Source organism: Glutamicibacter sp. NPDC087673, assembly GCF_044743255.1.
Classification (GTDB): Bacteria; Actinomycetota; Actinomycetes; order Actinomycetales; family Micrococcaceae; genus Glutamicibacter.
This window is the reverse complement of the sequence record NZ_JBIUWB010000005.1, coordinates 360557-383029: the sequence shown is the minus strand read 5'-3', so window position 1 is coordinate 383029 and position 22473 is coordinate 360557. Positions and strand designations below refer to the sequence as shown.

The following is a 22473-nucleotide window of genomic DNA, read 5'->3' as shown; positions in this document are numbered from 1 at the left end:
TGAGGGTGTGGGAGAGTAGGTCACCGCCGGACTTAACTTGAGTAGATGGTTTGAGGCCCTGGTACCGTTTGGTGCCGGGGCCTCACCTGTTTAACCCGTGCAGGGGCCAGGCATGAAAGCCTGGCCCCTGCACTTGTTTAAGCACTGTTCCTGTTGGCTTGCGGCCTGCCTATTATCGAAGCATCGCAATCGCTTTGAACCGCTTCAAGCAGTCCAAGGAGTGAGAAGACTAGTGGGCTGCTTCTTCGGCTTCAATTATTGACGCGAGTACCAGGTCTTCGATGGTGAGCATCACGGTGCTATCCGACCGGTCAAATAGCTGCAGGGTGATGCTCCGGCCATTACAGCGCCACATGCCCACCGACTGATCTTCGTCGTCCCAAGGGCGCTCAGGAGTGCCATACAGTTGGGAAAGCTGCGCCTGCAGGGCTTCGTAGCCATACTGGGCCACCGGGTCCTGGGCGTTCAGCGATCCGTAGAGGTGGGTGCAGACGCTGAGGAATTGCCGACGGTAAGTATCCCAAAAACTCACCATTTTTCCTGGCAGGCCGAGGTCTAGGCTCATCATTTGATGTGGTGAATCGTGGTCTTCGGCATCAACGTTGTTTCCGGAAACGAATCCAAGGGCACCGAACAGGACTTCACGCTCGACTTCGGTCTTTGGCCAGGGGCCTTGGACCAGGCCCTGGACAATGGGCATGAGGTCGCGGGGACCAGGCGACAAACTTGGGGATGAGTCTGGTGGCGGCACACTGCGAGCCTACCTTTGACGCTTAGTCTCCCGGAAGATGAGCGTGAAATTGTGTTTCGCTTACAGGTTCTGCATCCAACGCAGATGCTGGGCGGACATCGCCGATGCGAACGGGCCTGTCTCTGCTTTCGCACCAGTTGCCTGATGATGCATCGTCGCTGCTTGACGTGGCTGGCCGGCAACCCTACAGTCAAGGCACCGGGGACCTGGTGGTGAGGCTATAGCTACAGGAGCTTGCGATGGGACAATTGACATTCAGCATCAACGTCACGCTGGATGGCTGTGTAGATCATCGCGAAGGCATCGCCGACGACGAATTGCACGACTACTTCACACGACTGATGAATGCGCACGGAGCGATGCTCTGGGGGCGTGCCACCTACGAGCTGATGGAAGATTACTGGCCGGCCGTCGCTCATGGAGATATCGCAGCGCCACCAGCGCTGCTTCGCTGGGCGCAGCAGCTGGAGGAGAAGCCCAAGTACGTTGTCTCAAGCACCCGCACCGCGTACTCGTGGAAGAATTCGCACTTGCTAAGCGGCGACCTACGCGCCTCGGTGCAGAAGCTGAAGGACCAGTACCCCAATGGAGTGCTGCTCGGTAGCGGCAAATTGGCAACGGTTCTGGACCGGATGGAACTTATCGACGAATACCACTTCCTAGTCCATCCAGTCATCGCCGGGCACGGACCAACCCTGCATGAGGCAGGATTGCAGGATTCCCGTCACCTCCAGTTGATATCAGCGCAGCCGCTGGCCAGCGGGGCAATCGCAGCCAGCTATCGGCGTGCAGGCTGATTCCCATGACGATGGCGATTTTGCCTTGGAATTCCGGGGCAGAATCAGGAAAGCGGACACCTTTTCTTGCCGGGTAACTTCGTGTTTTGCACGATGGCAGCAAGTGCTTGCATTCGCAGGCCGAAGCCACGAAAGCAGTCGAAGAAATTAGCGTCTTGGCAGAGGCCAATCTGCGTTGCCAAGGAGCGATGATCGCGTAGCGTAGGAATTATGGATACGCTTTTTTTCGCCCATCGCGGCAGCTCCCATAAATATTCGGAGAACACTCGTGCTGCCTATCTGCAGGCCATCGACGAAGGCGCCGATGGAATCGAATGCGACGTCCATCTGAGCAAAGACGGAATCGTCGTCTGCCACCACGATCCAACAGTCGACCGCACCTCTGATTCAGCCGGTCTGGTTGCCGGATTTACCTTGGCCCAGATGAAAGCCATGGACTTCACTGGAGTCGTTCCGAGCATGGTCCCGGCCGAGTACGGGGCGGAGAATGAACAGCTCCTGAGCCTCGGCGAACTTTTCGAGCTCATTGAAGCACGCGGCAAGCCAATTGGCCTGGCTATCGAAATCAAGCATCCAAGCCCCTATGGCCACCTGCTCGAAAAGGGTGTGCTGCAGGTTCTCGCAGCCCATGGCTTCGACCCGCAGACGGGCACGGCCGGCTCGCAAGGGCAGATCGCGGTGACCCTGATGAGCTTTGAGCCGAATTCCCTGCGCTATCTGGCACGCACCGTCAGCACTTCACTATTGTGCCAGCTGATGACCGAGGTCAACCCGGACTATGTCCGGCAGCTCATTGATTCCGGCGACCTGGGGCGAGCAGGTGTCTACGATGTTCTTTACCGCTCCGTGACTGAAGGAATCGAACTGATCAACGCAGGGGGAGCTGGCATCATTGGATCCGGGGTCGCCTGGACCCGAGCCAATGAGCATCTTGTGCGCCGCTGGCTGGAACAAGGGCTGAAGGCGCGCATCTGGACGGTTGACCGTCCCGCGGATGCGCAATTCCTGGTGGACCTGGGTGTCGGGGAATTGACGAGCAACCGCCCGGCAGAACTGCGCAAAGAATTGGAGCTGAGCTAGGCCACATGAACACCGGAGAAATCGCACAGGTCAACCTGTACCTGCAGGACACGTACATTTTTGCTGCGGAGGCCCGAGTCATTGCAACGGGAAGCGGCGAAGACGGGCAGTGGATTGCCCTGAGCCCCAATATCTTCCATCCCCGTGGTGGAGGCCAGCCCGAAGACTCAGGCACCGTGGACGGGCTGCCTGTCTCAGTCCAGCGCGACGCGAATGCACTGGTGGTCTTGTACGGCGCCGGCGCCCGGCAGGTGGGTGATCAGGTCCTAGCTGAGATCGATGGCGAGCTGCGCCTTTCCCATGCCGCATTGCACACCGCAGGGCACGTCCTGGGCTTCGCTGGCGAAGACCGCGGCTGGCAGCACCAGGGCCACTCGCACTTCCCTGGGCAGTCGCGCCTCGACTTCGATCCGGCCAGCCTCGACCTGCCATTGGGCGATGAGAACGAACGGGCCGCCGCCAAGGCCTGGCTCCAAGGACGCGTCGATGAACTCATCGCTGGCGGCGGAGAAATCACAACGGCCACCGATGCTCAGGGCATCCGTACCGTGAGCATCGCCGGGGTGAATGCCGAACCTTGCGGTGGCACCCACGTGAAGCACCTGAACCAGCTGCAGCACGTCGAGATCGGCGACGCAAAGGTCAAGCGCGGTGTCTACAAGGTCAGGTACGATGCACGCCACGTCCGCTAGCTGGTTCACTCCGGCGACCAGGATGGGCCTTTCCATCGCGATCGCCACCGGGCTCTACGGCATTTCCTTCGGGGCCCTGTCCATTGCTGCAGGACTGGATCTGTGGCAAACCGTTGCCTTGAGCGCCTTGATGTTCACCGGCGGATCGCAGTTCGCCTTTATCGGCGTGATCTCAGGCGGAGGTGCTGCCTCGGCAGCGTTCTCCGCCGCTTCGCTGCTGGGAATCCGCAATGCCGTGTACGGGATGCAGATCAAGCAGGCATTGCGGCCTTTGGGACGGCATGTGCCCTGGATGGCTCAGGTGACCATCGATGAATCCACCGCAGTCAGCTTGGGGCAATCGGACCTGGCCGAGAAGCGCCGTGGTTTCTTCACCGCCGGGGTGGGCGTCTACGTCCTGTGGAATCTGTTCACCCTCGTCGGAGCCTTGCTCGGAGAACGCATGGGGGACCCCGCGGCTTGGGGGCTCGATGGCGCCGCGGTCGCCGCCTTCATCGGTTTGCTCTGGCCGCGCTTGAAGTCAGTTGAACCGGTCATGATCGCGATTGCGGCCGCAATCCTCACCGCGCTGGCTGTGCCGGTCACCGCGCCGGGCTTGCCGATTCTGGTAACCGCGGCCTGCGCTGCGATCTACGCGGTGGCCACCGGCCGCCGGACCCCGGCTGCGACCGAGCACGGCGATCTGGAAAGCATTGAGGAGGACCAGCCTTGAGCGAATTGAGCTGGTGGATTCTGGGAGCCTGTCTGACGGCCTACGCAATCAAGCTCTGCGGCTACTTTGTGCCACGCAAGGTTCTGGACTCGCCGACCATGTCCCATGTCGCGGCCACGCTGACCATTGCGTTGCTCGCCTCGTTGGTGACGGTCAACGCCTTCACCTCCGGGCAGGAACTGGTGATTGACGCCCGTATCGGTGCGCTCGCGGCGGCGATTATCGCACTGGCTTTCAAGGCACCCTATCTTGTCGTCGTTGTCGTCGGTGCTCTGGCGGCCATCGTCTTGAGGGCGAGCGGACTAGCTGCCTAGATATTGCCTGCAAGGCGGATGACAAGCACAAGGCGTAGTGGGACAGTGGAAGCATGATTGTAGCTTTCTCCGTAGCCCCAAGTAACGACAACCCCAACGGTTCGGTCCACGATGCAGTGGCCGAAGCGGTGAAAATCGTCCGCGATTCTGGCCTCCCCAATCGCACCAGCTCCATGTTCACCGAGATCGAAGGTGAATGGGACGAAGTCATGGAGGTAGTCAAGCAAGCCACCATGGCCGTTGGCCGATTCGGTTCGCGCGTATCGCTGGTGTTGAAAGCCGATATCCGCCCCGGTTACGAAGGTGAGCTCGATGGCAAAATCCAACGCCTGGAGAAGGCTATTGAGGATAGTGAGGAGAACATGTCGTCATGATCCACCATTCTGCAGAGAACCATGCCGCAGCCGTCGATGAATATTTGGAACAGGCGCTGGGGTTGCGCGTTGATGCCTTGGAGGCAGGCCGGGAGCATTCCCATAGTGCCGGGCTTCCACGGATTGAAGTCAGTCCTGCCCAGGGAAAGTTCCTCCAGCTGCTCACCGAGATCACAGGTGCCCGGAGGGTCCTCGAGATCGGAACCCTCGGAGGCTACTCCACCAGCTGGCTCGCCCGGGGCGTCGGTGCAGCTGGTACCGTCATCAGCTGCGAATTTGAACCCCTGCATGCCTCGATTGCGCGTGAGAACTTGCAGCGGGCAGGGCTTTCAGAACGTGTTGAAATCCGGTTGGGGGCCGCTCAGGGTTCCATGGATTCGCTGATTTCCAAACGCGTTGCACCATTTGACCTGATCTTCATAGATGCCGATAAGCGCAACAACGTGCCCTACCTGGAACGCGCACTGGAGCTGGCGCATTCAGGCACCGTGCTGGTGCTCGACAACGTGGTGCGCAGCGGCGCGGTCTTGGATGACCCATCCCGGCATGGGACGCAAGAAGCCGATGTTCGCGGAATCCAGGACTCTTTGCGGTGGTTGCGCGATGACCCGCGCGTATCAGCCACGGCGCTGCAGACTATAGGCGTCAAGGGGTGGGACGGGTTCGCGCTAGCGCGAGTCCTCTAGCGCGTTGGATAGCGCTCGGGGCGCTCGAATTCGAGTTCCCCGGCTTCATCGTGCTTGAACGGCGGCGACTTCAGGATCAAGAAGTACACGCCCAATCCGCAGAGAATACCCATCGGCGGGCCGACCCACAGGGCATAACCGGTATTGCGCACCAGCCCCGCAACTACCGGGCCAACCAGCATGGGAACGATGTAGTAGTAGTGGTCCGGTTCGGCCGGGCCCCAGAAGCGTTCGAACCTGGCCAGAATGCTGAAGCCGGCGGCTAGGAGAACGCAACCGAGCAAAATCACCCAGAAGGTCGAGGAAAGGCTGATGGTCAGGGTCAGGGAACCGACAAGGCCACCAGTCAAGGCAGCGTATTTTGTATTCCGGTTCAAGTCCGCCCCCCCTTTGAGCCAAAAAGTTTACGACTACGTGAATATTTTTTCAAGCATTTGGACAGTCCGCAATACTACTTTAGTAGGAGGGGGCCTTGGTGCGTTGGAAGAAAATAGCGAAGTCACTGCCGTAGGCTAGAGAAGTGCCGCAAATGAACGACTACCGAATCCGACTGGCTACTGAACAAGACGTCCGCCCAGCGCTGCAAATGAAATTGCAAGCCTGGCGAGAAGCGTACGCCGCACTTCGCGATGAGTCCTTTTTCGCCCACCATGATGGCCAACTTGATGGCCAGGCAGCCTGGTGGGAACGCGGGCTGGCATCCGGAGCGCAATTCTTCATCGCGGAAGACCGTGATGGCCGCATCATCGGGCTAGCCGGTGGAACTCCGGCCATCGAAGAAGACCAGGATGCCGGTGTGGACGTCGAATTGGGCATGCTCTATGTCCTGGAAGAGTACTACGGTACCGGACTGGGCCAGCACCTCTTCGATGTTGTCCTTGGACAGCACGACGCCCTGGTCTGGGTCCTGCAAGGCAACGAGAGGGCCCTGGCCTTCTTCGCGAAGCAGGGATTCACGCCTGATGGAACCAGTGAAGCCCTGACTGGCAGCTGGAATGGCTTAATCGAACAACGAATGGTGCGCGCGCGTGGCTAGGGATGCCAAGGAATCAATGCTCGGAGAGTATCCGATCGACACCGGAACGGCGATCATTGAAGCTGATCCCTACGGCGCCAGCCGCTATATCCTGAAGGTCAACGGCGTGCCCTCCTCCCATGTGGACCTGGAGGACCCGGCCTACCTCGATTTCGAGTACATGCGCTGGATGGAACCGGTCTTCGCCATCGGTTTCCCGGCCGGGCAATACGACGGGCGCGCCCGCAAGCTGCGCGTGCTCCACCTTGGCGGAGGTGGCTGCTCCATGGCCCGCTGGGTCGCGGCCAGCTATGAAAACGCCCGGCAGGTCGTGGTGGAGCTGGATGCCAAGCTGGCCGAGCTGGTGCGCGTCCACTTCGAGGTTCCGCGCGCTCCGCTGGTACGCCTGCGCGTGGGAGACGCAGCCCAGGTGCTGCCCACCTTGAGCGATGCGAGCCGCGATGTGATCATCCGCGATGTCTTCGCCGGGAGCACCACCCCGCGCGTGCTGACCACGGCGGACTACGCCCGCGAAGCCCAGCGCGTGCTGGATGCCGGGGGCGTCTACATCATGAATTGCGGCGATACCGCGGACCTGTCCGGCGCCAAGGCGGAAGCCGCGACGCTGCTGGAGGTCTTCGAGCATGTGGCCATGATCGCCGACCCGCCGATGCTCAAGGGCCGGCGCTACGGGAACATCGTGTTCCTGGCCAGCGACGAACCGCTCAAGCTCGGCCCTGCATTCGAACGCAGCCTGCGCACTGCGCCGTTGCCGGCGCAGCTGGTTTCAGGGGCGGCAGTGCAGCGCTTCGCCACCGGGGCCGTGCCGATTACCGGCTAGCTCCCGGGGCCCATCCGGTATCCGCTCCCGTCTGCTGCGCGCTGCAGCAGGCCGTGGTCAACCATGTAGCGGCGCAGCAGCGCGACGTCCGGGTGGAATACCCGCAGCCGTTCATTGAGCTGCTCTTCGCGCAGTTCGTCCCCGGCTCCTATCACCGCATTGCGCAGGTAGACCAGCACTTCATGGCGGTCCGCTGGTTTCGCCGGGAGGCTATGCAGCTTGTGTTCGTCGAAGAAGCGGCGGATCCCGACGCGGTCGGCCTTCGCGGCCGAGGCCGAAGCCAAGGTCTTCTCCAGCAGTTCGTCGTTCAGCGCCCAGCCGGACCCCTCTTGGCGCAGAAGCCCGATGCTGGCCCAGCGCTCCAAGTCCTTGCGTTCGGACTTATTGGCCTGCTCGGGTACCCCGTGCCCGCTCAATACCGCCCCGAGAAGCCGGCGCATCGAGGGGTTCTTCAAGCCTGCGGCCACCTGGATCCACTGCCCAGCGGTGTTCTGCTGATCGCTCATAGTGCCCATCCTAGCCAGTTCCCGCCGGGCCGGAGGCAAAAAACGCCCCGCCATCGCCGGAGCAATGACGGGGCGCCTGGAGGGCTTCGGGGCTATTTGACCCCGGCCCACATCTCAATCAGTCCGATGCCGAAGAACAGCACGAAAGCCGCGGAAACAACCCACATCAGCGGGTGGATTTCCTTGGCGCGGCCCTGCGTGGCGCGGATGAAGACGTAGGAGATGAAGCCGGCACCGATGCCATTGGCGATCGAGTAGGTGAACGGCATCAGGGTGAAGGTCAGGAAGGCCGGCAGCGCGATGCCCCAGTCGTTCCAATCGATCTTGGAGACCTGGGTGATCATCATGAAACCGACCACGACCAGTGCCGGCGCCACGGCTTCGAAAGGCACCAGGTAGATCAGCGGGCTCAGGAACATCGCGACGATCATCAGCAGGCCGGTGACTACCGAGGCCAGGCCGGTACGGGCGCCCTCGCCGATGCCGGCACCGGACTCCACGAAGATCTGCGCCGAGGAGCTGGAGGTGCCGCCGCCGACGATCGCGCCGGCCGCATCCACCAGCAGGACCTTGTCCACGTTGGGGATCTGCCCGTTCTCGTCCATGGAACCCGCTTCGGAAGCCAGGCCCACCATGGTGCCCATGGCATCGAAGAAGATCGAGAGCAGGATGACGAAGGCCAGCAGCGAAGCGGCGGTGGCGCCGATCTTGCTGAAGGCGCCGAATACGCTGACCTGGCCGATCAGCGACAGGTCCGGAAGGGTCCACTCGGGCAGCGACGGAACCACCAGCGACCAGGTATTGGTCTCCATCGCGCCGATGTGGAAGACGGCTTCGAGGATGTTGGCAAGGATCGCCGAAACGACGATGCCGATCAGGATCGCGCCCTTGACCTTGCGCACCACCAGGGCCATGGTCAGCAGCAGGCCGACCACGAAGACCAGGATCGGCCAGCCCATCAGCTCTCCGTCGAAGCCCAGGCCCACCGGAACGGTGGTGTTCGCGGCATCCGGGAGGCGCTGGACGAAGCCGGCGTTGACCAGGCCGATCAGTGCGATGAACATGCCGATGCCCACCACGATGGCGGTTTTCAATCCGGCTGGAACCGCATTGAACACCGCGGTCCGGAACCCTGTGAGCACCAGGCCGAACATGACCACACCCGCAATGAGCACCAGGCCCATGACATCAGCCCAGGTCAGTTCCGGGTTGGTTGCCACGGTGATAGCGACGAAGGCGTTGACGCCCAAGCCGGTAGCCATGGCGAATGGGTGGCGGGCCCAGATGCCCATCAGGATGGTCAGGATGCCGGCGACAAATGCGGTCACCGCGGCAACGCGCTGGATGCCCAACTCGCCGCCCGAGGAATCGGCACCGGAAAGAACCAGCGGGTTGAGGACGACGATGTAGCTCATCGCGAAGAAGGTGGCGATGCCGCCGCGAACTTCGGTGGAGAACGTTGAACGCCGTTCCGAAATCTTGAAGTATCGGTCGATGCGCGCGGCCATAGCATTCCCGGACGCGGTTTGTGTGGAGGAGGACATGGAAAAATTCTATGACGTTTCGGGCGCTGATTCATATCGATCCGAGTGTCCAGTAGGCTGTACGCGAAAACTTTAGACCCAACTCACACCTAGAACTGCGGAAGCAAGTACATTGGTGGTAAGGGAAATCACATCCCGTTATATCTGAGGTAGTTGAGGAGCGAGTCTGATGAGTGACGAAGCACCAGTCGCAGCAGAGAAGATTGAAGGAATTGTCGTTGGCGTGGACGGATCCCAGCAGAGCAGATGCGCTTTGCGCTGGGCCGAACGCGAAGCGGTACGCCGCGGCAGCGTGTTGAATATCGTGTCCGCCTACACCATCCCGGTGTTCGCCGCGTCCTCCATGGACGCAGGCTACTCGACCCTGGATGACGACCTGATCCGCGGGGGAGCCGAGGACATTGTGCGCCAGGCCCGCGCAGAGCTTGAAGGCAGCACGGCGGCCATCCGCACCTATATCGAATCCGGCGACCCGTCCGGCGTGCTGCTGGACCTGAGCCAGGACGCCGAATTGGTAGTGGTCGGAACCCGTGGCCGCGGTGGCTTCGTTGGCCGCCTGCTCGGCTCGGTGTCCTCGGCACTGCCCGCGCACTCCAAGTGCCCGACCGTCGTGGTTCCGCTGGCCATGGCCAAGGAGCAGGAAGAGGCCGGTGCCGCCGCGGCGTCGAACCGCAACTGCATCGTGGTCGGCGTTGACGGTTCAGACCGCGCGCGTTCAGCGGTGCTGGCGGCCGCGGACGCGGCCATCGCCAGCGACCTGACGCTGCGCCTGATCTGCGCGGTGCCGCCGGTGGGGGCGGCGCTGGCATGGATGCCGGCGACCGTTGACCAGGAAGCCGTGCTGGAAGATGTGCGCTACCAGATGAGTGTGGGCTCCAAATGGCTGAAGTCGCACTATCCGTCGCTGAAGATGGAAACCGATGTGGTCTCCGGGCCTCCCGTCGAGGTGCTGATCCGCGAATCCGAGCATGCGGTACTGACCGTCACCGGCTCGCGGGGCCGCGGCGGCTTTACCGGGATGCTGCTTGGCTCAACCTCGCAGGGCGTTTTGCACCACTCCAAGGGCCCGGTGATGGTCGTGCCGGACTCGGATGACCCTCGCCTGGAGAACCGCAAGGACTTCGATACGCGGGCGCAGGAGCAGTGACCGCACGCCTGTAGCCAGAATGCAGGAAGGCCGCACACCCAAAAGGGTGTGCGGCCTTCGTGCTCGAGGGGGTGGCACTTAGTAGCGGGCTGCCTTCGGGTAGAGGTTGTTGACGTAGCTCAGTGGAGTCACCGAGATGCCGGCGTTCGGGTTGCGAGCGTGGACGACCTGGCCGTTGCCGATGTAGATGGCTACGTGGTAGAACGAGGAACCGCCGTTGGAAGACGAGAACACCAAGTCGCCTGGGCGCAGGTTGCTCAGCGACACGTACTGCGGGGCGCTAGCGAACTGCTGGGACGAAGTACGTGGCAGGCTGATGCCGGATTTGCCGAAAGCTCGCTGCGAGAAGCTCGAGCAGTCGAAAGCATCGGGACCGTTGGCACCGTAAACGTAGTACTTGCTGGGATCATCCGCGGTCTTCAAGGCCCAGGAAAACGCTGCTGAGTAGTTGCTGCCGGACTGCGGCGCGACTTCAGGCTTCGGCTCCGGCTTAGGTTCCGGCTTTGGCTCAGGCTTAGGCGCTGGCTTCGGGGTGACCTTCGGCTTGGGCTCCGGCTTTGGCTCAGGCTTGGGTGCCGGCTTCGGGGTAGCCTTCGGCTTCGGCTCGGCCTTTTTGGTGGGTTCCGGCTTCGGTTCGGCCTTCTTGGTTGGCTTTGGCTCCGGCTTTGGCTCGGCCTTCTCGGTTGGCTCTGGCTTCGGCTCGGCCTTTTTGGTTGGCTCCGGCTTCGGTTCGGCCTTTTTGGTCGGTTCCGGCTTTGGCTCGGCCTTTTTAGTTGGCTCCGACTTCGGCGCTACGGGAGGCTCAACAGCTTCCGGCTCCTCTTCAACCTTCTCAGGCTCCGGCTTGACCGTTTCCTCTTCAGGTTCGGCCTGCTCCAGCTCACGTGGCTTTTCAACCGAGAGCGGCTGAACGGAGTCTTGCTTCGTTTCGGGAACCTTGGCGGTTTCCTCTTCGGCGATGGCGTCCGCGAGAGCTTTTTCCTGCTCCTGCGTTTCGCGCTCTTCAACCGCCTGGCGAACCTCGGCCTCTTCCTTCTGCTTCAAGGTGGCGAGGTGGCCGATCAAGTCATCGCGCAGCTGCTTCTCAGGTGCGATAGCTGCTTCGTAGGTGGACAGGGTGCTGTTCGCGGTCGCTGCGGCTGCGTCATAGTTGGCTGCAGCTTCTTCGGCGGCGTTCTGTGCCGCATCAGCATATTCCTGCCAAGCCGAAACGAGGCCTTCGGCCTCGGTGGCGGTGTTGACGGACTGGACCTTCTGTTCGCTCAACGCGTCGATGGTAGCGGCCTTGTAGAACAGGTCGCCTTCCTGGTTGTCATCAAGGAGCAGGCTCAGGGTCGAGGTGCCTGCGCCATTGCGGTAGATATCCGAAGCGATAGCACCCAGATCGTTGCGGCTCTGCTCCAGGTAAGTCTTTGCGTACTCGAGCTGTTCTACAGCCTTCTCGGCCGCAGCGGTGCGCAGATCGCGCTCTTCGCCGGCGGTGAGCAGGGATTCCTGAGCCTGAGCGGCCTCAGTTTCAACGCGCTTCAGTTCGGCGCGGCTGGAAGCCAGGGAAGCTTCGATGCGCGCGATCATCGCGTTCGTCGAAGCCTTATCCTTCTTTGCGTCCTGGACCTCTGCGTCCGAAGGTAGCGCGGAAGCGCTAGGTGCGGCAGCGATGGCCACAGACTGAGGAAGCAGAGCTGAAGTAGATGCGGAAGCGGGCAAAGCGCCTGCAATGCAGGACACCGCTAGGGCTAGGGTGCTTGCAGCAACACCGAGCGTGTGGCGAGTAGCCATATCGTTCCTCACTAAGTACTTGGATGACGCGGAGTGCGTGAGTCGTGACCTTCACCGATGAGTAGGTCACGATTCGGATAAGACTCCAAATAGCACATTAGGCCAATTAAGACACGCTTGGCAACACTGTTCACATCAGTCACATGAATCCCATTCGTGTAATTCGCCTGGGTATTCGGCGGTGATCTGCGAAGATAGTGGCATTTGGGATCTGTGTGGCTGATCAAGAGTGGCTGGGAAATTACTCAGACATATATCTCGCCTCGTTACCAAGGTATCGATTGTCGTGAAGCTTGGGTAACGTGCCGGAGGGGAATGTGCGGCTGCAAAAAAGGTTTGCCTTTAAAAGGGAAGGTACTCCGGGAGGGCGCAAAGCTCTGCTTCGCTGGGTCTGCCTCGGAGGCGCCGGCTCCAATGGCGAAATCCTTTTGAAGGGGTGCGGTGCCGTGCTCCCAATCGGGATCACCTCGCTGCCCTTGGTGGCGGAGGGGCCCAGAGCCGCTGGGTGGACAAGGGCAAGGGACATGCCAGGTTCCTCCGGCTAGCTGCACCTGATCACGCCCGGATAAAGCAGCCGCTAGCGGGGCAACGGGAAACCGACCGGCGCGCCAGTCGTTGCGAAACGGCTTTTGGGCGGCTTGCCCGCCGGTCGACTGGACCCGGATGGCGGTTCCAAGCGCCACGCCTGTGCTTTGGGTCTCTTTCGACCTCGACGCGACCACTGTATTCGAGTATTTTTGTGAGGCAGATCTCAAAAGAAGATTCTGCGGATTTGGGGCTATGACCACCCTAAATCGTGCAATTTCGCGTCGTCGATTCCGAAGTGATGGGCCACTTCGTGCATCACTGTAATCCCAATTTCCCGCACTACATCTTCACGTGTTTCGCAGGCTCGAAGCGTCGGATTCTTGAAGATCGTTATGCGGTCGGGAAGTGCGCCCGTGCCCCAGTCCAGGTCCCGTTCCGTGAGCGCAATACCCTCGTATAACCCCAGAATTTCAGGGTTTTTGGGTTCTCCTGGAAGCGGCTCATACTCGTCTTCGATGAAGAAAATGACGTTGTCCATCATGGCGAATGCAGCCTCCGGATTGGCGTCGATGGCCTGCTCGACCAGGGTCTGGAATTCGTCGTCATCCATCTCAAAAAGCATGCTTCCAGACTAGGCCCGCGCACCCGATTTGGCATGGATGAAACTCGTCCAGGTGCCGATTTTGCAAAAGCAAAAAACACTGCGTATAGTTATTGGAGTCCGCTACGGAGAAGCAAGAAACCGAAGCGAACAACTTAGGCCCCCATCGTCTAGCGGCCTAGGACACTGCCCTTTCACGGCAGCGGCACGGGTTCGAATCCCGTTGGGGGTACAAACAACCATTATGTGGTTGTCAGATGGAGAAATCCATTGGCTTGCGAAAGCAAGGCCCTGTAGCGCAGTTGGTTAGCGCGCCGCCCTGTCACGGCGGAGGTCGCGGGTTCAAGTCCCGTCAGGGTCGCTCAATTTACTATTTCAATAGTAGATTTGGTGTCCACTTAGTGGTACCAGGCTCTGTAGCTCAGTTGGTAGAGCGTTCGACTGAAAATCGAAAGGTCACCGGATCGACGCCGGTCGGAGCCACGCAGGCCCTCGGTTTATCCCGGGGGTTTTACTGTGTGACTTGAATTTATTCAAAGCACTAGGCCCTGTAGCGCAGTTGGTTAGCGCGCCGCCCTGTCACGGCGGAGGTCGCGGGTTCAAGTCCCGTCAGGGTCGCACACTAAACAGAAGCTCCGGATTCCGGGGCTTTTGCTGTATCCAGGGGCAGTTAGTTCGCGCGGCCAAGATGCCGCGGACCAATCCAGCGATTGCTCAGCCGGCGGTATGCGGCGGCGGCGCTAGTCATGTCCTCGTCTTCCAACGCCTGAATGCCGTGCATCAAGTCGTTCGCGGAATCATCGGGCCACACAATTTCTGCCAACAGGCCATAATCCAGTTCAATGACCGATCTGTTGTCGAAGGATTCCAGCCAGCCGCCAAGGCTGCCCAGCTCCTCGAAGAGCTGCGACTGCGGCGCATGGGATGCCAGCGCTTGGACTGCCCAAGCCAGGCGGTCAATGGCCTGTTCGAAAGTGGCGTACATGCGAACCGTCTTCAGCTGCTCACCGCTGTGAAGCAGCTCGTGCTCGTCGTCCTCGCGGAAGAGGGCAAACCAGCCCAGCGGGATGCCCCATGAAGAGGTCCTCGTGTGCAGATGGGTCAGGTCATTGGCCAGGCGGTCGGCATCAACGCGTTGTGCGTTAGCCTGCCGCGCTGCCGGCGGTACCAGCAGGTCGAAAACCTCGGCCCGCATGGCTTCTTCGGCTTGTTCGGCAGCGAGCAGGCTGCGTGCCTGCAATTGCCCCGGGCAATAGCGCGTGTGCTCGGCCCCTTGGTAGTCCAAGGACTTCACGCTGCGGAAGAATTCCGGCTCATTATGCGGGAACGGGTCGGAGACATGGCGCAGGGTGCGGCTCCACAGCCGCTCGTTCTCGAAGTCATCCCACTGCTCCGCGGTGCGCCGCGGGGTACGCAGGATGATGGACTGGGCCCAATCCTCGAAAGCATCCAGCGGCTCGTAGACGCGCAGGTGCGCTGTCGCTGCGGTCAGCTCTGCGGCGGGCCCAATCATCTTTGCCACCATGACTAGTCGGCCAGCTCCACGATGACCGGGGCGTGGTCGCTGGCGCCCTTGCCCTTGCGTTCTTCGCGGTCAATGCTTGCGCCGGTTACGCGTGCGGTGAGCGCAGGCGAGGTGAGCGAGAAATCGATGCGCATGCCTTCGCCCTTGGGGAAACGCAACTGCGTGTAATCCCAGTAGGTGTATTCGCCTTCGGTGTGCGGGCGCACGACATCGGTGAAGCCCAGCTCCTCGAAGGCAGCGAAGGCGGCGCGCTCTGGCGCCGAGACGTGGGTCAACTTGTTCTCGAGGAAGAAGCCGATATCCCACACGTCTTCGTCCTTTGGCGCGATGTTCCAATCGCCCATCAAGGCAATCTGCGCTTCGGGGTTTTCCGCCAGCCATCGGGCGGATTCCTGCTTGAGCACATCCAGCCAGTTCAGCTTGTAGCCCATATGCTCATCATCCAACGCGCGTCCGTTGGGTACATACAGGCTCCAGACGCGCACCCCGCCACAGGTTGCCGCGATGGCGCGAGGCTCCTGGATCGGATTCTTGCCGGCCTTGCCGAATTCCGGCTGCCCGGGGAAGGTGCGCTCAACATCCTCGAGGCCAACGCGAGAAGCGATGGCAACGCCATTCCACTGGTTGACTCCGAAGTGCGCTACCTCGTAATCGTTGTTCTCGAACAGTTCCCAGGGGAAATTGTCGTCTTTGCACTTAGTTTCCTGGATAGCCAGGACATCTACATCGGTACGTCGCAGCCAGTCCTCAACACGGTCGGCGCGGGCTCGCAGCGAGTTCACATTCCAGGTTGCAATCTTCACTAGTTCAACCTATCAAGTTTGCTGTCTTGTGCCACTTCAATTTAGTTGGAAGTCCGAGTATATTCGACACTAATAGGTGACCTCAATCACTCAAAGGAGAGTCTGTTGCCTGAGATTCTGACCGAACGCCGGGGGCACCTGGGACTCATAACGCTGAACCGGCCGAAGGCCCTGAACGCCCTCAACGCGGACATGTGCCGCGACTTCCTCGACGTGCTGCTGGAATGGCGCGATGACCCGGATATCGCCCAGGTAGCGGTTATGGGCGCAGGGGAGCGCGGCCTGTGCGCCGGCGGGGATATCGTGGCGATCTACCGGGATATCTTGGACCGCAGCGGTGCTTCGGCTGACTTCTGGCGCATTGAATACCAGCTCAACGTCCTGATCGACGAGTACCCCAAGCCGTACATTGCGCTCATGGACGGAATCGTCCTTGGCGGCGGCATCGGCATCTCGGCGCATGGCAGCCATCGCATAGTTACCGAAACCAGCCGTTGCGGCATGCCGGAAGTCGGTATCGGATTCTTCCCGGACGTAGGCGGAACGCATTTGCTGGCGCGTGCCCCGCATGCGGCCGGACGATTGGCGGCATTGACTGGAATGAAATTCGGCGCGGCCGACACCATCACTTTGGGCCTGGCCGACTCGTATGTGCCCGAGGCCCGGATCCCCGACGTGCTCGCAGACCTCGAGGCCCAGCCGGCCGCATCGGTGCTGGCCATCTATGCCGAGACTCCGGAGCCTGGCTTCCTGCACGAAGAATGGGTGCAGGCCTTTGGCGAGGCAAGCACCCCAGCGGTCATGCGTGCACTGGAGCTGCACGACTGCCCGCAAGCCCAAGAGGCGTTGAAGGCATTGGGCGCCGCCTGCCCGAGCTCGGTGCGCTTGGCCGAAGAACTGATCCACCTGGCTGGAGCGGATTTGAGAAAAGACCTGCGGCGAGAGTATCGGGCTGCCGTTCACCGGCTTGATGACCCCGATTTCGCCGAGGGGATTCGCGCCGCAGTCATCGACAAGGACCGCACCCCGCAATGGACGGAAGCAGTCCCGGGGCTAAGCCCGGGCCAGCGCACGCAACGGCATTTGGAGCCCCTGTTCGGGGCAGAACTAACTTTCGCACTGCTCGGTGAAGATCTAGCGGAAAAGAGCCACTCATGAACGCAAAACCAGTTATCGGATTCCTGGGCATGGGCCATATGGGATTGCCCATGGCCATCAACCTGCACAAGGCAGGCTACCGGATCAAGGGCTTCGACGTGGTTCCTGATGCGGTGCAGGCCGCCCGAGAAGCAGGCATCGGCACCGTGGCTACCGGAGCCGAGGCGGCCGCCGGCGTGGACATCGTCATCACGATGTTCCCTTCGGGCAAGCACGTGCTCGATGCCTACCGCGAATACCTGCTCGATAGCGCCAAGCCCAATACGCTGTTCCTGGAGTGCTCCACCATCGACGTAGCGCAGGCCCGTGAAGCGGCGCAGCTTGCGGTCTCCGCGGGGCATCGAAGCGCCGACGCTCCGGTGTCCGGGGGCGTGGTCGGGGCAGAAGCGGGGACTTTGACGTTCATGCTCGGTGCGCAGGCCGAAGATCTCGGAGAGATCACCCCGCTGCTGGAGCACATGGGCAAGCGGATCGTGCACTGCGGCGGGTACGGCGCAGGCCAGGCCGCCAAGGTCTGCAACAACATGCTGCTGGGCATCTCGATGATTGGCGCTGCCGAAGCCTTCGTGCTCGGAGAACGGCTGGGCTTGGAGCACCAGGCGCTCTTCGATGTCATTTCCTCCGCGTCGGGGCAATGCTGGTCGGTCACCACCAATTGCCCGGTGCCCGGACCTGTGCCTGCTTCCCCTGCCAATCGCGATTACCAGCCAGGATTTGCCGCAGCGCTGATGGCCAAGGACCTCGGCCTGGCAGCTAGCGCGCTGGAGCATACGAGTACCGATGCCCAGCTCGGCTCCCTGGCCGCAGCGCTGTACCGCAAGTTCAGCGATGAGGGCGATGCGGGAACCGATTTTTCCGGGATTATCAACGCGATCCGCGACGGATCGCTATAGGAAGTCCCCGGAGGCCTTGCGGAATCGGGCCAGGATCTCGAAAATCTCGGTGGCGTCGTTGCCGGAGAGATCGCTCTGGGCAAAGAGCTTTTCGTTCAGATCGCCGCGGGCCGCTGGCAGCACTTGCTGGCCTGCGGCCGTGAGTTCCAAAAGGCGGGTGCGGCCGTCGGTCGGGTGCGGGATGCGCCGCACCAAACCGGTAGCTTCCAGGCGGTCTACCGAATTGGTCAGGCTGGTGGCGTGGACCTGCAGGAGCTGGCTGGCTTGGCTCATGGGCAGGGAGCCGCGCTTGGAGAAACCGAGCAAGGCGAGTACTTCGAATCGCGCAAAGGTCAGCCCGTGCGGCTTGAGGATGGCATCGGCTCGCTGCAGGTAAATCGATGCCGTGCGCATCACCGCGGTAATTGCGGCCATGGAGTCGGCCTCGGCTGACCATCCATGGGAAATCCATTGTTCCCTGGCTTGCGCGATTGGATCGCGTGAGAGCGGAGAAGTCATGTGCATACCCCCAAAAGAAGACTTAGTCCAACAATATACTTGGACATCCTATGGTTTGGAAGGAATCCCCGGATGGACCTCTTGAATGTGGCCGGAGAACTAAGTGGAACCGAACGGCAGCGACTGCTTGGAATCAGGCAGGTAGCGCAGCATCAGGTGCGCAAGCAGTCCGTTGGCTATTGGAACCGCGAAGAATTTCCGACCGAGCTGATTGGAAAACTGGCCGAACTCGGACTGGGCGGATTGCAGCTGGGGGACAGCTCGCATTTGCTGCGGGGGCTGATCCATGCAGAACTCGCCCGCGCCGATATTTCAATCTCATCCGTGGTCGGCATCCACAACGAACTGGTGATCGGGATGATCCGCGAATTGGGCTCGGAAGAGCAGCGCGAGCAGTGGCTGGGCAAGCTCGCCGGCTTTGAAGCCTACGGCGCATTTGCGCTGACCGAACCGGAACATGGATCGGATATCGCCGGCGGCATACGGAGCACCGCGCAGCGCGACGGGGACCAGTACGTTCTGAACGGGGCCAAGCGGTGGATCGGCATGGGCACCTTCAGCGATTTCGCGCTGGTCTGGGCCAAGGACGAAGAAACTTCGCAGGTCGGGGCCTACCTCGTTGAAGCGGACCGCCCTGGCTATAGCGCTTCCAAGATCGAACACAAGATCGGGCTGCGCAGCATGCAGAATGCGGATATTCGGCTGGAGAATGTGCGGATTCCCGTCGCGAATAAGCTTCCAGGGGTGACCAGCTTCGCTGCGGCAAACCAGCTATTAATGCAATCTCGCGCGTGGGTGGGGTGGCAGGCTGTCGGCGCGATGATGGCAACGCTCGACATCTGCAGCGCCTACGTCGCGCAGCGCCAGCAGTTCGGGCAGCCGCTGGCCGCTTTCCAGTTGATTCAGCAGCCCCTGGCCGAAATTGCAGGCAACCTGAGCGCCTGCCTTTCCATGATGGGCGATATTGCCCGCAAGCAAGAGCGCGCGGAATTGCACATGGTGGATGCGGCAATGGCGAAGTCGACTGCCACCCGCCTGGCGCGGGATTCGGCCGCCTTGGGCCGAGCGATGCTTGGCGGCAATGGCATTGTGAGCGATTTCGAAATGGCCAAGGTCTTCTGCGATGTCGAGATTCTCCATACCTATGAAGGCACCTATGAAATCAATTCGCTGATTGTGGGACGTGCCCTGACCGGAGTCAGTGCCTTCGTGTAGCCGGGGCATCCGTCCGTTGGAATCTTTCCAGCTAATTCATAACAAGTACTTTCCAAAGCGGAAAGTACTTGTTATGGTTGGGGAACTCGGAAGATCAAAGCCAAAGGAGCAGGACAATGAAGATTCCATTCAGCACCTGGTACACCATCATCACCGTTGCGGCAGGTCTGGCCTTCGCGGCAATGGCCATGACCGCCTATGCCACGGGCAACAACTCCCTGATCTTCATTGGCATGGGCTTCTTCATGGCAATTTGCATGACCATGACGTCCGTCTACGCACAGCGCCAGCAGAAGGCTCGCAAGGCGGCCAGCAAATGAGTTCCGGCAAGAAAATGAGCCCTGAAGAGCAACTGGCCGCCCTGGGGTTGGCGCAGCAGGGAATGCAGCGTGCCGCCGGGTACGGAGCCAAATTGCTGGGCACCTATTGCATCATCTTGGGAGTGCTCATGGGCGGCCTGGCTGCTCTGCTGCAGGTCTTTCGTCCCGATGCGGATTTTATCGGCTTCATCGTCATCATGGCGTTGTTCTGCGTATCCGTTGCAGCGATGTCCTTGGCTTACGGGAAGCTCTACCGCTCGCTGCCGCGCGGGCATTCCAAGATGTATCTTCGGGGGTTCATTGCGAGCATGGTGCTTTACGCGGTGGCAGTGGCCTTGCTCGGGGCGGGACCCATGGGCTGGGGCGCCATCGCGTTGATCTGGATTATCGTTGCCGCGCCGTTGTTCCTGACCGGAATTGCGATGGTGCGCAAGTGAATGCCCATGCTCGCGAACGGCTCAACGACGACTTCTCCAACCCGGTACGGCTTTCACTGATGGGCTCCTTGCAAGCCGTGGACGAAGCCGATTTCAAATCCTTGAAAGAAGCCATCGGCATTTCGGATTCGGTGCTTTCCCGGCATCTGAGCGCACTGGAAGCCGGCGGTTACGTGCAGATCAAGAAAGGGTATGTGGGCAAAAGGCCTCGTACCTGGGCGAAGCTGACTTCAGCTGGGCAGGAGGCCTTTGCGCAACATGTCCAGGCGCTGAAGGAAATCACCGGCTTGGGGTAATCCTCAAGCGCGCCACCATTTGTCCCAGTAGGTGGCCGGTACGGTGCGCTTGTGCCGGGATCCCACGAAGCGCCTTTCGATGACCTCGGCCGCCGCAGGGTCAATCTCGCGGCCTTCGAGGTAGTCATCAATCTGCGGATAGGTCAGGCCAAGTTCCTCTTCATCTGCGCGCAGCGGCTGGCCGTCCAGCAGGTCCGCGGTAGGCTCCTTGGCCCACAGCAGCTCAGGAGCCTGCAGCTCGCGCAGCAGTGCCTGGTTCTGGCGCTTATTCAGCCCGGCCAGGGGCAGGAGGTCCGCTCCGCCATCGCCGAACTTGGTGAAGAAGCCGGTAATCGATTCGGCCGCGTGATCGGTGCCCAGGACCAGCATCCCGCGGTCCCCGGCCATGGCGTACTGCATGATCATCCGGGTGCGGGCCTTGAGGTTTCCGCGGTTGAAATCGCTCAGCGCCAGGTGGCCCGCATCGGCCAGGGCTTCATCGAAAGCGGCGACAGGCTTTTGGATGTTCACCTCGAACTGCTCGTCGGCAGCCACGAAATCCATGGCCGCTTCCGCATCGGCCGCATCCTTCTGCACGCCATGCGGCAGGCGCACCGACACGAAGTGCGCCTCGCCGCCGGATTCGCGCACCTCTTCGACGGCCAACTGGGCTAAGCGCCCAGCCAGCGTTGAATCGATGCCGCCGGAGATGCCCAGCACGAAACCCCGGGCGCCGGTAGCGGCCAGATAGTCCTTGAGGAAGTCGATACGACGGCGAATTTCGTCGGCCGCGTCGATTTCCGGGCGCACGCCCAGCTCTTCAATGATCTTTGCTTGCAGTTCACGCATGCTTCTAATCCTAGGCATGAGCCCTCGCCGTGCGGTACCGCTGCACAGGCTGGGAACGAAAGTTAATCTGTTCTCAACAAATCCCGGAGGGGCTATTCGGAATCCTGGTCCGGGTTCCAGCCGAGATTGCGCGCAATCTTTTCCAAGGCTTCGACCACCGCGTCATATTCGGAACCGTCCAGATCCTGGCCGAACTGGGTGCGGATCTTTTCCACGAGCTCACTGAGCTTGAGCAACGAGGTGTGGCCCCGATCGGTGATGGAATACTCGCCGTTGATTGCCGTAACCCAGCCGGATTCGATCAACTCGGCAAGGTGCTCTCTCAATGATTGCGGTTCATCCGGCGAGGCGAAGAACGGGGAAAGCCCGGCGTCCAGTTGCGCCTCGGTGGCAGGTTGCTGCTCCAGCAGGTTGAGCACCTGCCATTGCCTGCGTGTCACACCGTGCTCTTCCAAAGTCGCTGCAAACTGCTCGTCAATCAGCGAATCCACCAATTTCAGCCAGTAACCCAAGGGGCGTTTTGCGTTCATGGAATCAGCCTAGCCATGATGCCGACTAGAATCGAGGGTATGAGCGAAACCAGCGCCCGTGAGCGACTAAAAGAACTGATCCAAGAACTAGCCATTGTGCGCGGCAAGGTCACCTTGTCCTCGGGCAAGGAAGCTGATTACTACATCGATCTGCGCCGTGTAACCCTGCACCAGGAAGCATCGGGCTTGGTTGGCGAAGTCATGCTTGGCTTGCTGGACGAGGCCAAGCTGGAATTCAGCAATGTGGGCGGCTTGACCATGGGCGCTGACCCGGTAGGCACCGCCATCATGCACACCGCCCGGGCCAAGGACCGCGCCATCGACGCCTTCGTGGTCCGCAAGGCGCAGAAGTCCTACGGCATGGGCCGCCAGGTCGAGGGCCCGAGCGTCGAAGGCCGCGATGTCATCGTGCTCGAGGATACTTCCACCACCGGCGGTTCGGCGCTGACCGCTGTCGAGGGCGTGCGCAAGGCCGGCGGCAACGTGATTGCCGTGGCCGTGATCGTTGACCGCGACACCGGAGCCAAGGAACGCATCGAAGAAGAAGCCGGCGTTCCGTACCTGTTCGCCTACGGCAAGAACGAGCTGGGCCTGTAGCCGGCA

General features: G+C 61.0%; 28 protein-coding genes and 4 tRNA genes. 21 read left to right on the top strand and 11 right to left on the bottom strand.

The genetic code is table 11. The features are described from left to right. Positions 1–229 precede the first annotated feature (229 nt). On the bottom strand, positions 230–724 hold the full coding sequence (locus tag ACIOTL_RS14255; RefSeq protein WP_400343225.1) for a hypothetical protein: 495 nt from the start codon (positions 722–724) through the stop codon (positions 230–232). Positions 725–990: 266 nt separating this feature from the next. Between ACIOTL_RS14255 and ACIOTL_RS14250 the strand changes: the two genes are divergently transcribed. From ACIOTL_RS14250 to ACIOTL_RS14220, 7 genes are all read left to right on the top strand, one after another. Then, positions 991–1548: a dihydrofolate reductase family protein gene (locus tag ACIOTL_RS14250; RefSeq protein WP_105662675.1), complete on the top strand. Its 558-nt coding sequence runs from the start codon at positions 991–993 to the stop codon at positions 1546–1548. A gap of 210 nt (positions 1549–1758) precedes the next feature. Next, positions 1759–2628: a glycerophosphodiester phosphodiesterase gene (locus tag ACIOTL_RS14245; RefSeq protein WP_400343223.1), complete on the top strand. Its 870-nt coding sequence runs from the start codon at positions 1759–1761 to the stop codon at positions 2626–2628. A 5-nt stretch (positions 2629–2633) separates the two neighbouring features. Then, on the top strand, positions 2634–3320 hold the full coding sequence (locus ACIOTL_RS14240) for a hypothetical protein (RefSeq protein ID WP_105662673.1): 687 nt from the start codon (positions 2634–2636) through the stop codon (positions 3318–3320). Further along, positions 3301–4032 (top strand): AzlC family ABC transporter permease, encoded by a 732-nt coding sequence (locus ACIOTL_RS14235; RefSeq protein WP_286134236.1) that lies wholly within the window; start codon positions 3301–3303, stop codon positions 4030–4032. Before ACIOTL_RS14240 ends, ACIOTL_RS14235 begins: the two co-directional genes overlap by 20 nt. After that, positions 4029–4346 (top strand): AzlD domain-containing protein, encoded by a 318-nt coding sequence (locus tag ACIOTL_RS14230; protein WP_105657874.1) that lies wholly within the window; start codon positions 4029–4031, stop codon positions 4344–4346. Before ACIOTL_RS14235 ends, ACIOTL_RS14230 begins: the two co-directional genes overlap by 4 nt. A gap of 53 nt (positions 4347–4399) precedes the next feature. Then, positions 4400–4720 (top strand): MTH1187 family thiamine-binding protein, encoded by a 321-nt coding sequence (locus tag ACIOTL_RS14225; RefSeq protein ID WP_400291005.1) that lies wholly within the window; start codon positions 4400–4402, stop codon positions 4718–4720. After that, the gene (locus ACIOTL_RS14220) at positions 4717–5406 is read left to right on the top strand and encodes an O-methyltransferase (RefSeq protein ID WP_400343221.1); all 690 of its coding nucleotides are present in this window, start codon (positions 4717–4719) and stop codon (positions 5404–5406) included. Before ACIOTL_RS14225 ends, ACIOTL_RS14220 begins: the two co-directional genes overlap by 4 nt. Here ACIOTL_RS14220 and ACIOTL_RS14215 read toward each other — a convergent pair. Continuing rightward, positions 5403–5783, bottom strand: coding sequence for a hypothetical protein (locus ACIOTL_RS14215; RefSeq protein ID WP_105657877.1), 381 nt, complete (start codon positions 5781–5783; stop codon positions 5403–5405). The two genes, ACIOTL_RS14220 and ACIOTL_RS14215, sit on opposite strands and share 4 nt — an antisense overlap. A gap of 152 nt (positions 5784–5935) precedes the next feature. Here ACIOTL_RS14215 and ACIOTL_RS14210 point away from each other — a divergent pair, with 152 nt between their 5' ends. Then, the gene (locus tag ACIOTL_RS14210) at positions 5936–6442 is read left to right on the top strand and encodes a GNAT family N-acetyltransferase (RefSeq protein WP_400343219.1); all 507 of its coding nucleotides are present in this window, start codon (positions 5936–5938) and stop codon (positions 6440–6442) included. Continuing rightward, positions 6435–7262, top strand: coding sequence for a spermidine synthase (locus ACIOTL_RS14205; protein ID WP_286134238.1), 828 nt, complete (start codon positions 6435–6437; stop codon positions 7260–7262). The genes ACIOTL_RS14210 and ACIOTL_RS14205 overlap by 8 nt, the downstream gene beginning before the upstream one ends. On the opposite strand, the gene ACIOTL_RS14200 is transcribed toward ACIOTL_RS14205, so the two are convergent. Beyond that, positions 7259–7768 carry a DUF2087 domain-containing protein gene (locus tag ACIOTL_RS14200; RefSeq protein ID WP_181149090.1) on the bottom strand — a complete coding sequence of 170 codons (510 nt, stop codon included), beginning with the start codon at positions 7766–7768 and terminating at the stop codon, positions 7259–7261. The two genes, ACIOTL_RS14205 and ACIOTL_RS14200, sit on opposite strands and share 4 nt — an antisense overlap. A 92-nt stretch (positions 7769–7860) precedes the next feature. Beyond that, a complete protein-coding gene (locus tag ACIOTL_RS14195; RefSeq protein ID WP_181148871.1) occupies positions 7861–9312 on the bottom strand; it encodes an NCS2 family permease in 1452 nt (483 codons plus the stop codon). Positions 9313–9481: 169 nt separating this feature from the next. Between ACIOTL_RS14195 and ACIOTL_RS14190 the strand changes: the two genes are divergently transcribed. Beyond that, entirely contained in the window at positions 9482–10459 is a 978-nt protein-coding gene (locus ACIOTL_RS14190) for a universal stress protein (RefSeq protein WP_105657882.1), read from the top strand. A 78-nt stretch (positions 10460–10537) separates the two neighbouring features. Here the strand turns inward: ACIOTL_RS14190 and ACIOTL_RS14185 are convergent, their stop codons facing one another. Continuing rightward, complete coding sequence (locus ACIOTL_RS14185) at positions 10538–12238, bottom strand: NlpC/P60 family protein (RefSeq protein WP_400343216.1); 1701 nt, start codon at positions 12236–12238, stop codon at positions 10538–10540. 778 nt (positions 12239–13016) lie between these two features. Then, the gene (locus tag ACIOTL_RS14180) at positions 13017–13388 is read right to left on the bottom strand and encodes a metallopeptidase family protein (protein WP_400343214.1); all 372 of its coding nucleotides are present in this window, start codon (positions 13386–13388) and stop codon (positions 13017–13019) included. Between the two features lie 138 nt (positions 13389–13526). On the opposite strand from ACIOTL_RS14180, the gene ACIOTL_RS14175 reads away from it, so the two are divergent. The 4 genes from ACIOTL_RS14175 to ACIOTL_RS14160 all read left to right on the top strand — a co-directional run bounded on the left by ACIOTL_RS14175 (position 13527) and on the right by ACIOTL_RS14160 (position 13985). Beyond that, positions 13527–13599 (top strand) — tRNA-Glu (locus ACIOTL_RS14175). 55 nt (positions 13600–13654) lie between these two features. Further along, positions 13655–13728 (top strand) — tRNA-Asp (locus ACIOTL_RS14170). A 49-nt stretch (positions 13729–13777) separates the two neighbouring features. Next, positions 13778–13850, top strand: a tRNA-Phe gene (locus ACIOTL_RS14165). 61 nt (positions 13851–13911) lie between these two features. After that, positions 13912–13985, top strand: a tRNA-Asp gene (locus tag ACIOTL_RS14160). A gap of 52 nt (positions 13986–14037) precedes the next feature. On the opposite strand, the gene ACIOTL_RS14155 is transcribed toward ACIOTL_RS14160, so the two are convergent. Then, entirely contained in the window at positions 14038–14880 is an 843-nt protein-coding gene (locus ACIOTL_RS14155) for a hypothetical protein (RefSeq protein WP_105658002.1), read from the bottom strand. Positions 14881–14894: 14 nt separating this feature from the next. Further along, complete coding sequence (locus ACIOTL_RS14150; RefSeq protein ID WP_400343211.1) at positions 14895–15695, bottom strand: exodeoxyribonuclease III; 801 nt, start codon at positions 15693–15695, stop codon at positions 14895–14897. Between the two features lie 105 nt (positions 15696–15800). Here ACIOTL_RS14150 and ACIOTL_RS14145 point away from each other — a divergent pair, with 105 nt between their 5' ends. Further along, complete coding sequence (locus ACIOTL_RS14145; protein WP_400343209.1) at positions 15801–16853, top strand: 3-hydroxyisobutyryl-CoA hydrolase; 1053 nt, start codon at positions 15801–15803, stop codon at positions 16851–16853. After that, positions 16850–17746 carry a 3-hydroxyisobutyrate dehydrogenase gene (gene mmsB / locus ACIOTL_RS14140; RefSeq protein ID WP_105662664.1) on the top strand — a complete coding sequence of 299 codons (897 nt, stop codon included), beginning with the start codon at positions 16850–16852 and terminating at the stop codon, positions 17744–17746. The genes ACIOTL_RS14145 and mmsB overlap by 4 nt, the downstream gene beginning before the upstream one ends. Here the strand turns inward: mmsB and ACIOTL_RS14135 are convergent. Next, positions 17741–18244, bottom strand: coding sequence for a MarR family winged helix-turn-helix transcriptional regulator (locus ACIOTL_RS14135; protein ID WP_400343207.1), 504 nt, complete (start codon positions 18242–18244; stop codon positions 17741–17743). The two genes, mmsB and ACIOTL_RS14135, sit on opposite strands and share 6 nt — an antisense overlap. A gap of 72 nt (positions 18245–18316) precedes the next feature. On the opposite strand from ACIOTL_RS14135, the gene ACIOTL_RS14130 reads away from it, so the two are divergent. From ACIOTL_RS14130 to ACIOTL_RS14115, 4 genes are all read left to right on the top strand, one after another. Further along, positions 18317–19459 carry an acyl-CoA dehydrogenase family protein gene (locus ACIOTL_RS14130; protein WP_400343205.1) on the top strand — a complete coding sequence of 381 codons (1143 nt, stop codon included), beginning with the start codon at positions 18317–18319 and terminating at the stop codon, positions 19457–19459. 116 nt (positions 19460–19575) lie between these two features. Further along, complete coding sequence (locus tag ACIOTL_RS14125; RefSeq protein ID WP_105657889.1) at positions 19576–19779, top strand: hypothetical protein; 204 nt, start codon at positions 19576–19578, stop codon at positions 19777–19779. Continuing rightward, positions 19776–20216, top strand: coding sequence for a hypothetical protein (locus ACIOTL_RS14120; RefSeq protein WP_105662662.1), 441 nt, complete (start codon positions 19776–19778; stop codon positions 20214–20216). The genes ACIOTL_RS14125 and ACIOTL_RS14120 overlap by 4 nt, the downstream gene beginning before the upstream one ends. Further along, positions 20213–20512: a transcriptional regulator gene (locus ACIOTL_RS14115; protein ID WP_105657891.1), complete on the top strand. Its 300-nt coding sequence runs from the start codon at positions 20213–20215 to the stop codon at positions 20510–20512. The genes ACIOTL_RS14120 and ACIOTL_RS14115 overlap by 4 nt, the downstream gene beginning before the upstream one ends. Positions 20513–20515: 3 nt before the next feature. Here the strand turns inward: ACIOTL_RS14115 and nadE are convergent, their stop codons facing one another. Both nadE and ACIOTL_RS14105 read right to left on the bottom strand, forming a co-directional pair. Further along, positions 20516–21340, bottom strand: a complete 825-nt coding sequence (gene nadE, locus ACIOTL_RS14110) for an ammonia-dependent NAD(+) synthetase (RefSeq protein ID WP_133834975.1) — start codon at positions 21338–21340, stop codon at positions 20516–20518. Positions 21341–21432: 92 nt separating this feature from the next. Next, a complete protein-coding gene (locus ACIOTL_RS14105) occupies positions 21433–21870 on the bottom strand; it encodes a MarR family winged helix-turn-helix transcriptional regulator (RefSeq protein ID WP_105657893.1) in 438 nt (145 codons plus the stop codon). Positions 21871–21909: 39 nt separating this feature from the next. On the opposite strand from ACIOTL_RS14105, the gene pyrE reads away from it, so the two are divergent. Continuing rightward, positions 21910–22467, top strand: a complete 558-nt coding sequence (gene pyrE / locus ACIOTL_RS14100; protein WP_181148872.1) for an orotate phosphoribosyltransferase — start codon at positions 21910–21912, stop codon at positions 22465–22467. Positions 22468–22473 lie beyond the last annotated feature (6 nt).

Excerpts from the sequence above, each read along its gene's own strand:
- ACIOTL_RS14105 (WP_105657893.1), bottom strand. The coding sequence starts at position 21,870 with ATGAACGCAAAACGCCCCTTGGGTTACTGGCTGAAATTGGTGGATTCG.
- ACIOTL_RS14185 (WP_400343216.1), bottom strand. The coding sequence starts at position 12,238 with ATGGCTACTCGCCACACGCTCGGTGTTGCTGCAAGCACCCTAGCCCTA.
- ACIOTL_RS14240 (WP_105662673.1), top strand. The coding sequence starts at position 2,634 with ATGAACACCGGAGAAATCGCACAGGTCAACCTGTACCTGCAGGACACG.
- ACIOTL_RS14250 (WP_105662675.1), top strand. The coding sequence starts at position 991 with ATGGGACAATTGACATTCAGCATCAACGTCACGCTGGATGGCTGTGTA.
- ACIOTL_RS14200 (WP_181149090.1), bottom strand. The coding sequence starts at position 7,768 with ATGAGCGATCAGCAGAACACCGCTGGGCAGTGGATCCAGGTGGCCGCA.
- ACIOTL_RS14135 (WP_400343207.1), bottom strand. The coding sequence starts at position 18,244 with ATGACTTCTCCGCTCTCACGCGATCCAATCGCGCAAGCCAGGGAACAA.
- nadE (WP_133834975.1), bottom strand. The coding sequence starts at position 21,340 with ATGCGTGAACTGCAAGCAAAGATCATTGAAGAGCTGGGCGTGCGCCCG.
- ACIOTL_RS14125 (WP_105657889.1), top strand. The coding sequence starts at position 19,576 with ATGAAGATTCCATTCAGCACCTGGTACACCATCATCACCGTTGCGGCA.
- pyrE (WP_181148872.1), top strand. The coding sequence starts at position 21,910 with ATGAGCGAAACCAGCGCCCGTGAGCGACTAAAAGAACTGATCCAAGAA.
- ACIOTL_RS14120 (WP_105662662.1), top strand. The coding sequence starts at position 19,776 with ATGAGTTCCGGCAAGAAAATGAGCCCTGAAGAGCAACTGGCCGCCCTG.
- ACIOTL_RS14180 (WP_400343214.1), bottom strand. The coding sequence starts at position 13,388 with ATGCTTTTTGAGATGGATGACGACGAATTCCAGACCCTGGTCGAGCAG.
- ACIOTL_RS14235 (WP_286134236.1), top strand. The coding sequence starts at position 3,301 with ATGCACGCCACGTCCGCTAGCTGGTTCACTCCGGCGACCAGGATGGGC.
- ACIOTL_RS14130 (WP_400343205.1), top strand. The coding sequence starts at position 18,317 with ATGGACCTCTTGAATGTGGCCGGAGAACTAAGTGGAACCGAACGGCAG.
- mmsB (WP_105662664.1), top strand. The coding sequence starts at position 16,850 with ATGAACGCAAAACCAGTTATCGGATTCCTGGGCATGGGCCATATGGGA.
- ACIOTL_RS14155 (WP_105658002.1), bottom strand. The coding sequence starts at position 14,880 with ATGATTGGGCCCGCCGCAGAGCTGACCGCAGCGACAGCGCACCTGCGC.
- ACIOTL_RS14245 (WP_400343223.1), top strand. The coding sequence starts at position 1,759 with ATGGATACGCTTTTTTTCGCCCATCGCGGCAGCTCCCATAAATATTCG.
- ACIOTL_RS14190 (WP_105657882.1), top strand. The coding sequence starts at position 9,482 with ATGAGTGACGAAGCACCAGTCGCAGCAGAGAAGATTGAAGGAATTGTC.
- ACIOTL_RS14220 (WP_400343221.1), top strand. The coding sequence starts at position 4,717 with ATGATCCACCATTCTGCAGAGAACCATGCCGCAGCCGTCGATGAATAT.
- ACIOTL_RS14195 (WP_181148871.1), bottom strand. The coding sequence starts at position 9,312 with ATGTCCTCCTCCACACAAACCGCGTCCGGGAATGCTATGGCCGCGCGC.
- ACIOTL_RS14225 (WP_400291005.1), top strand. The coding sequence starts at position 4,400 with ATGATTGTAGCTTTCTCCGTAGCCCCAAGTAACGACAACCCCAACGGT.
- ACIOTL_RS14210 (WP_400343219.1), top strand. The coding sequence starts at position 5,936 with ATGAACGACTACCGAATCCGACTGGCTACTGAACAAGACGTCCGCCCA.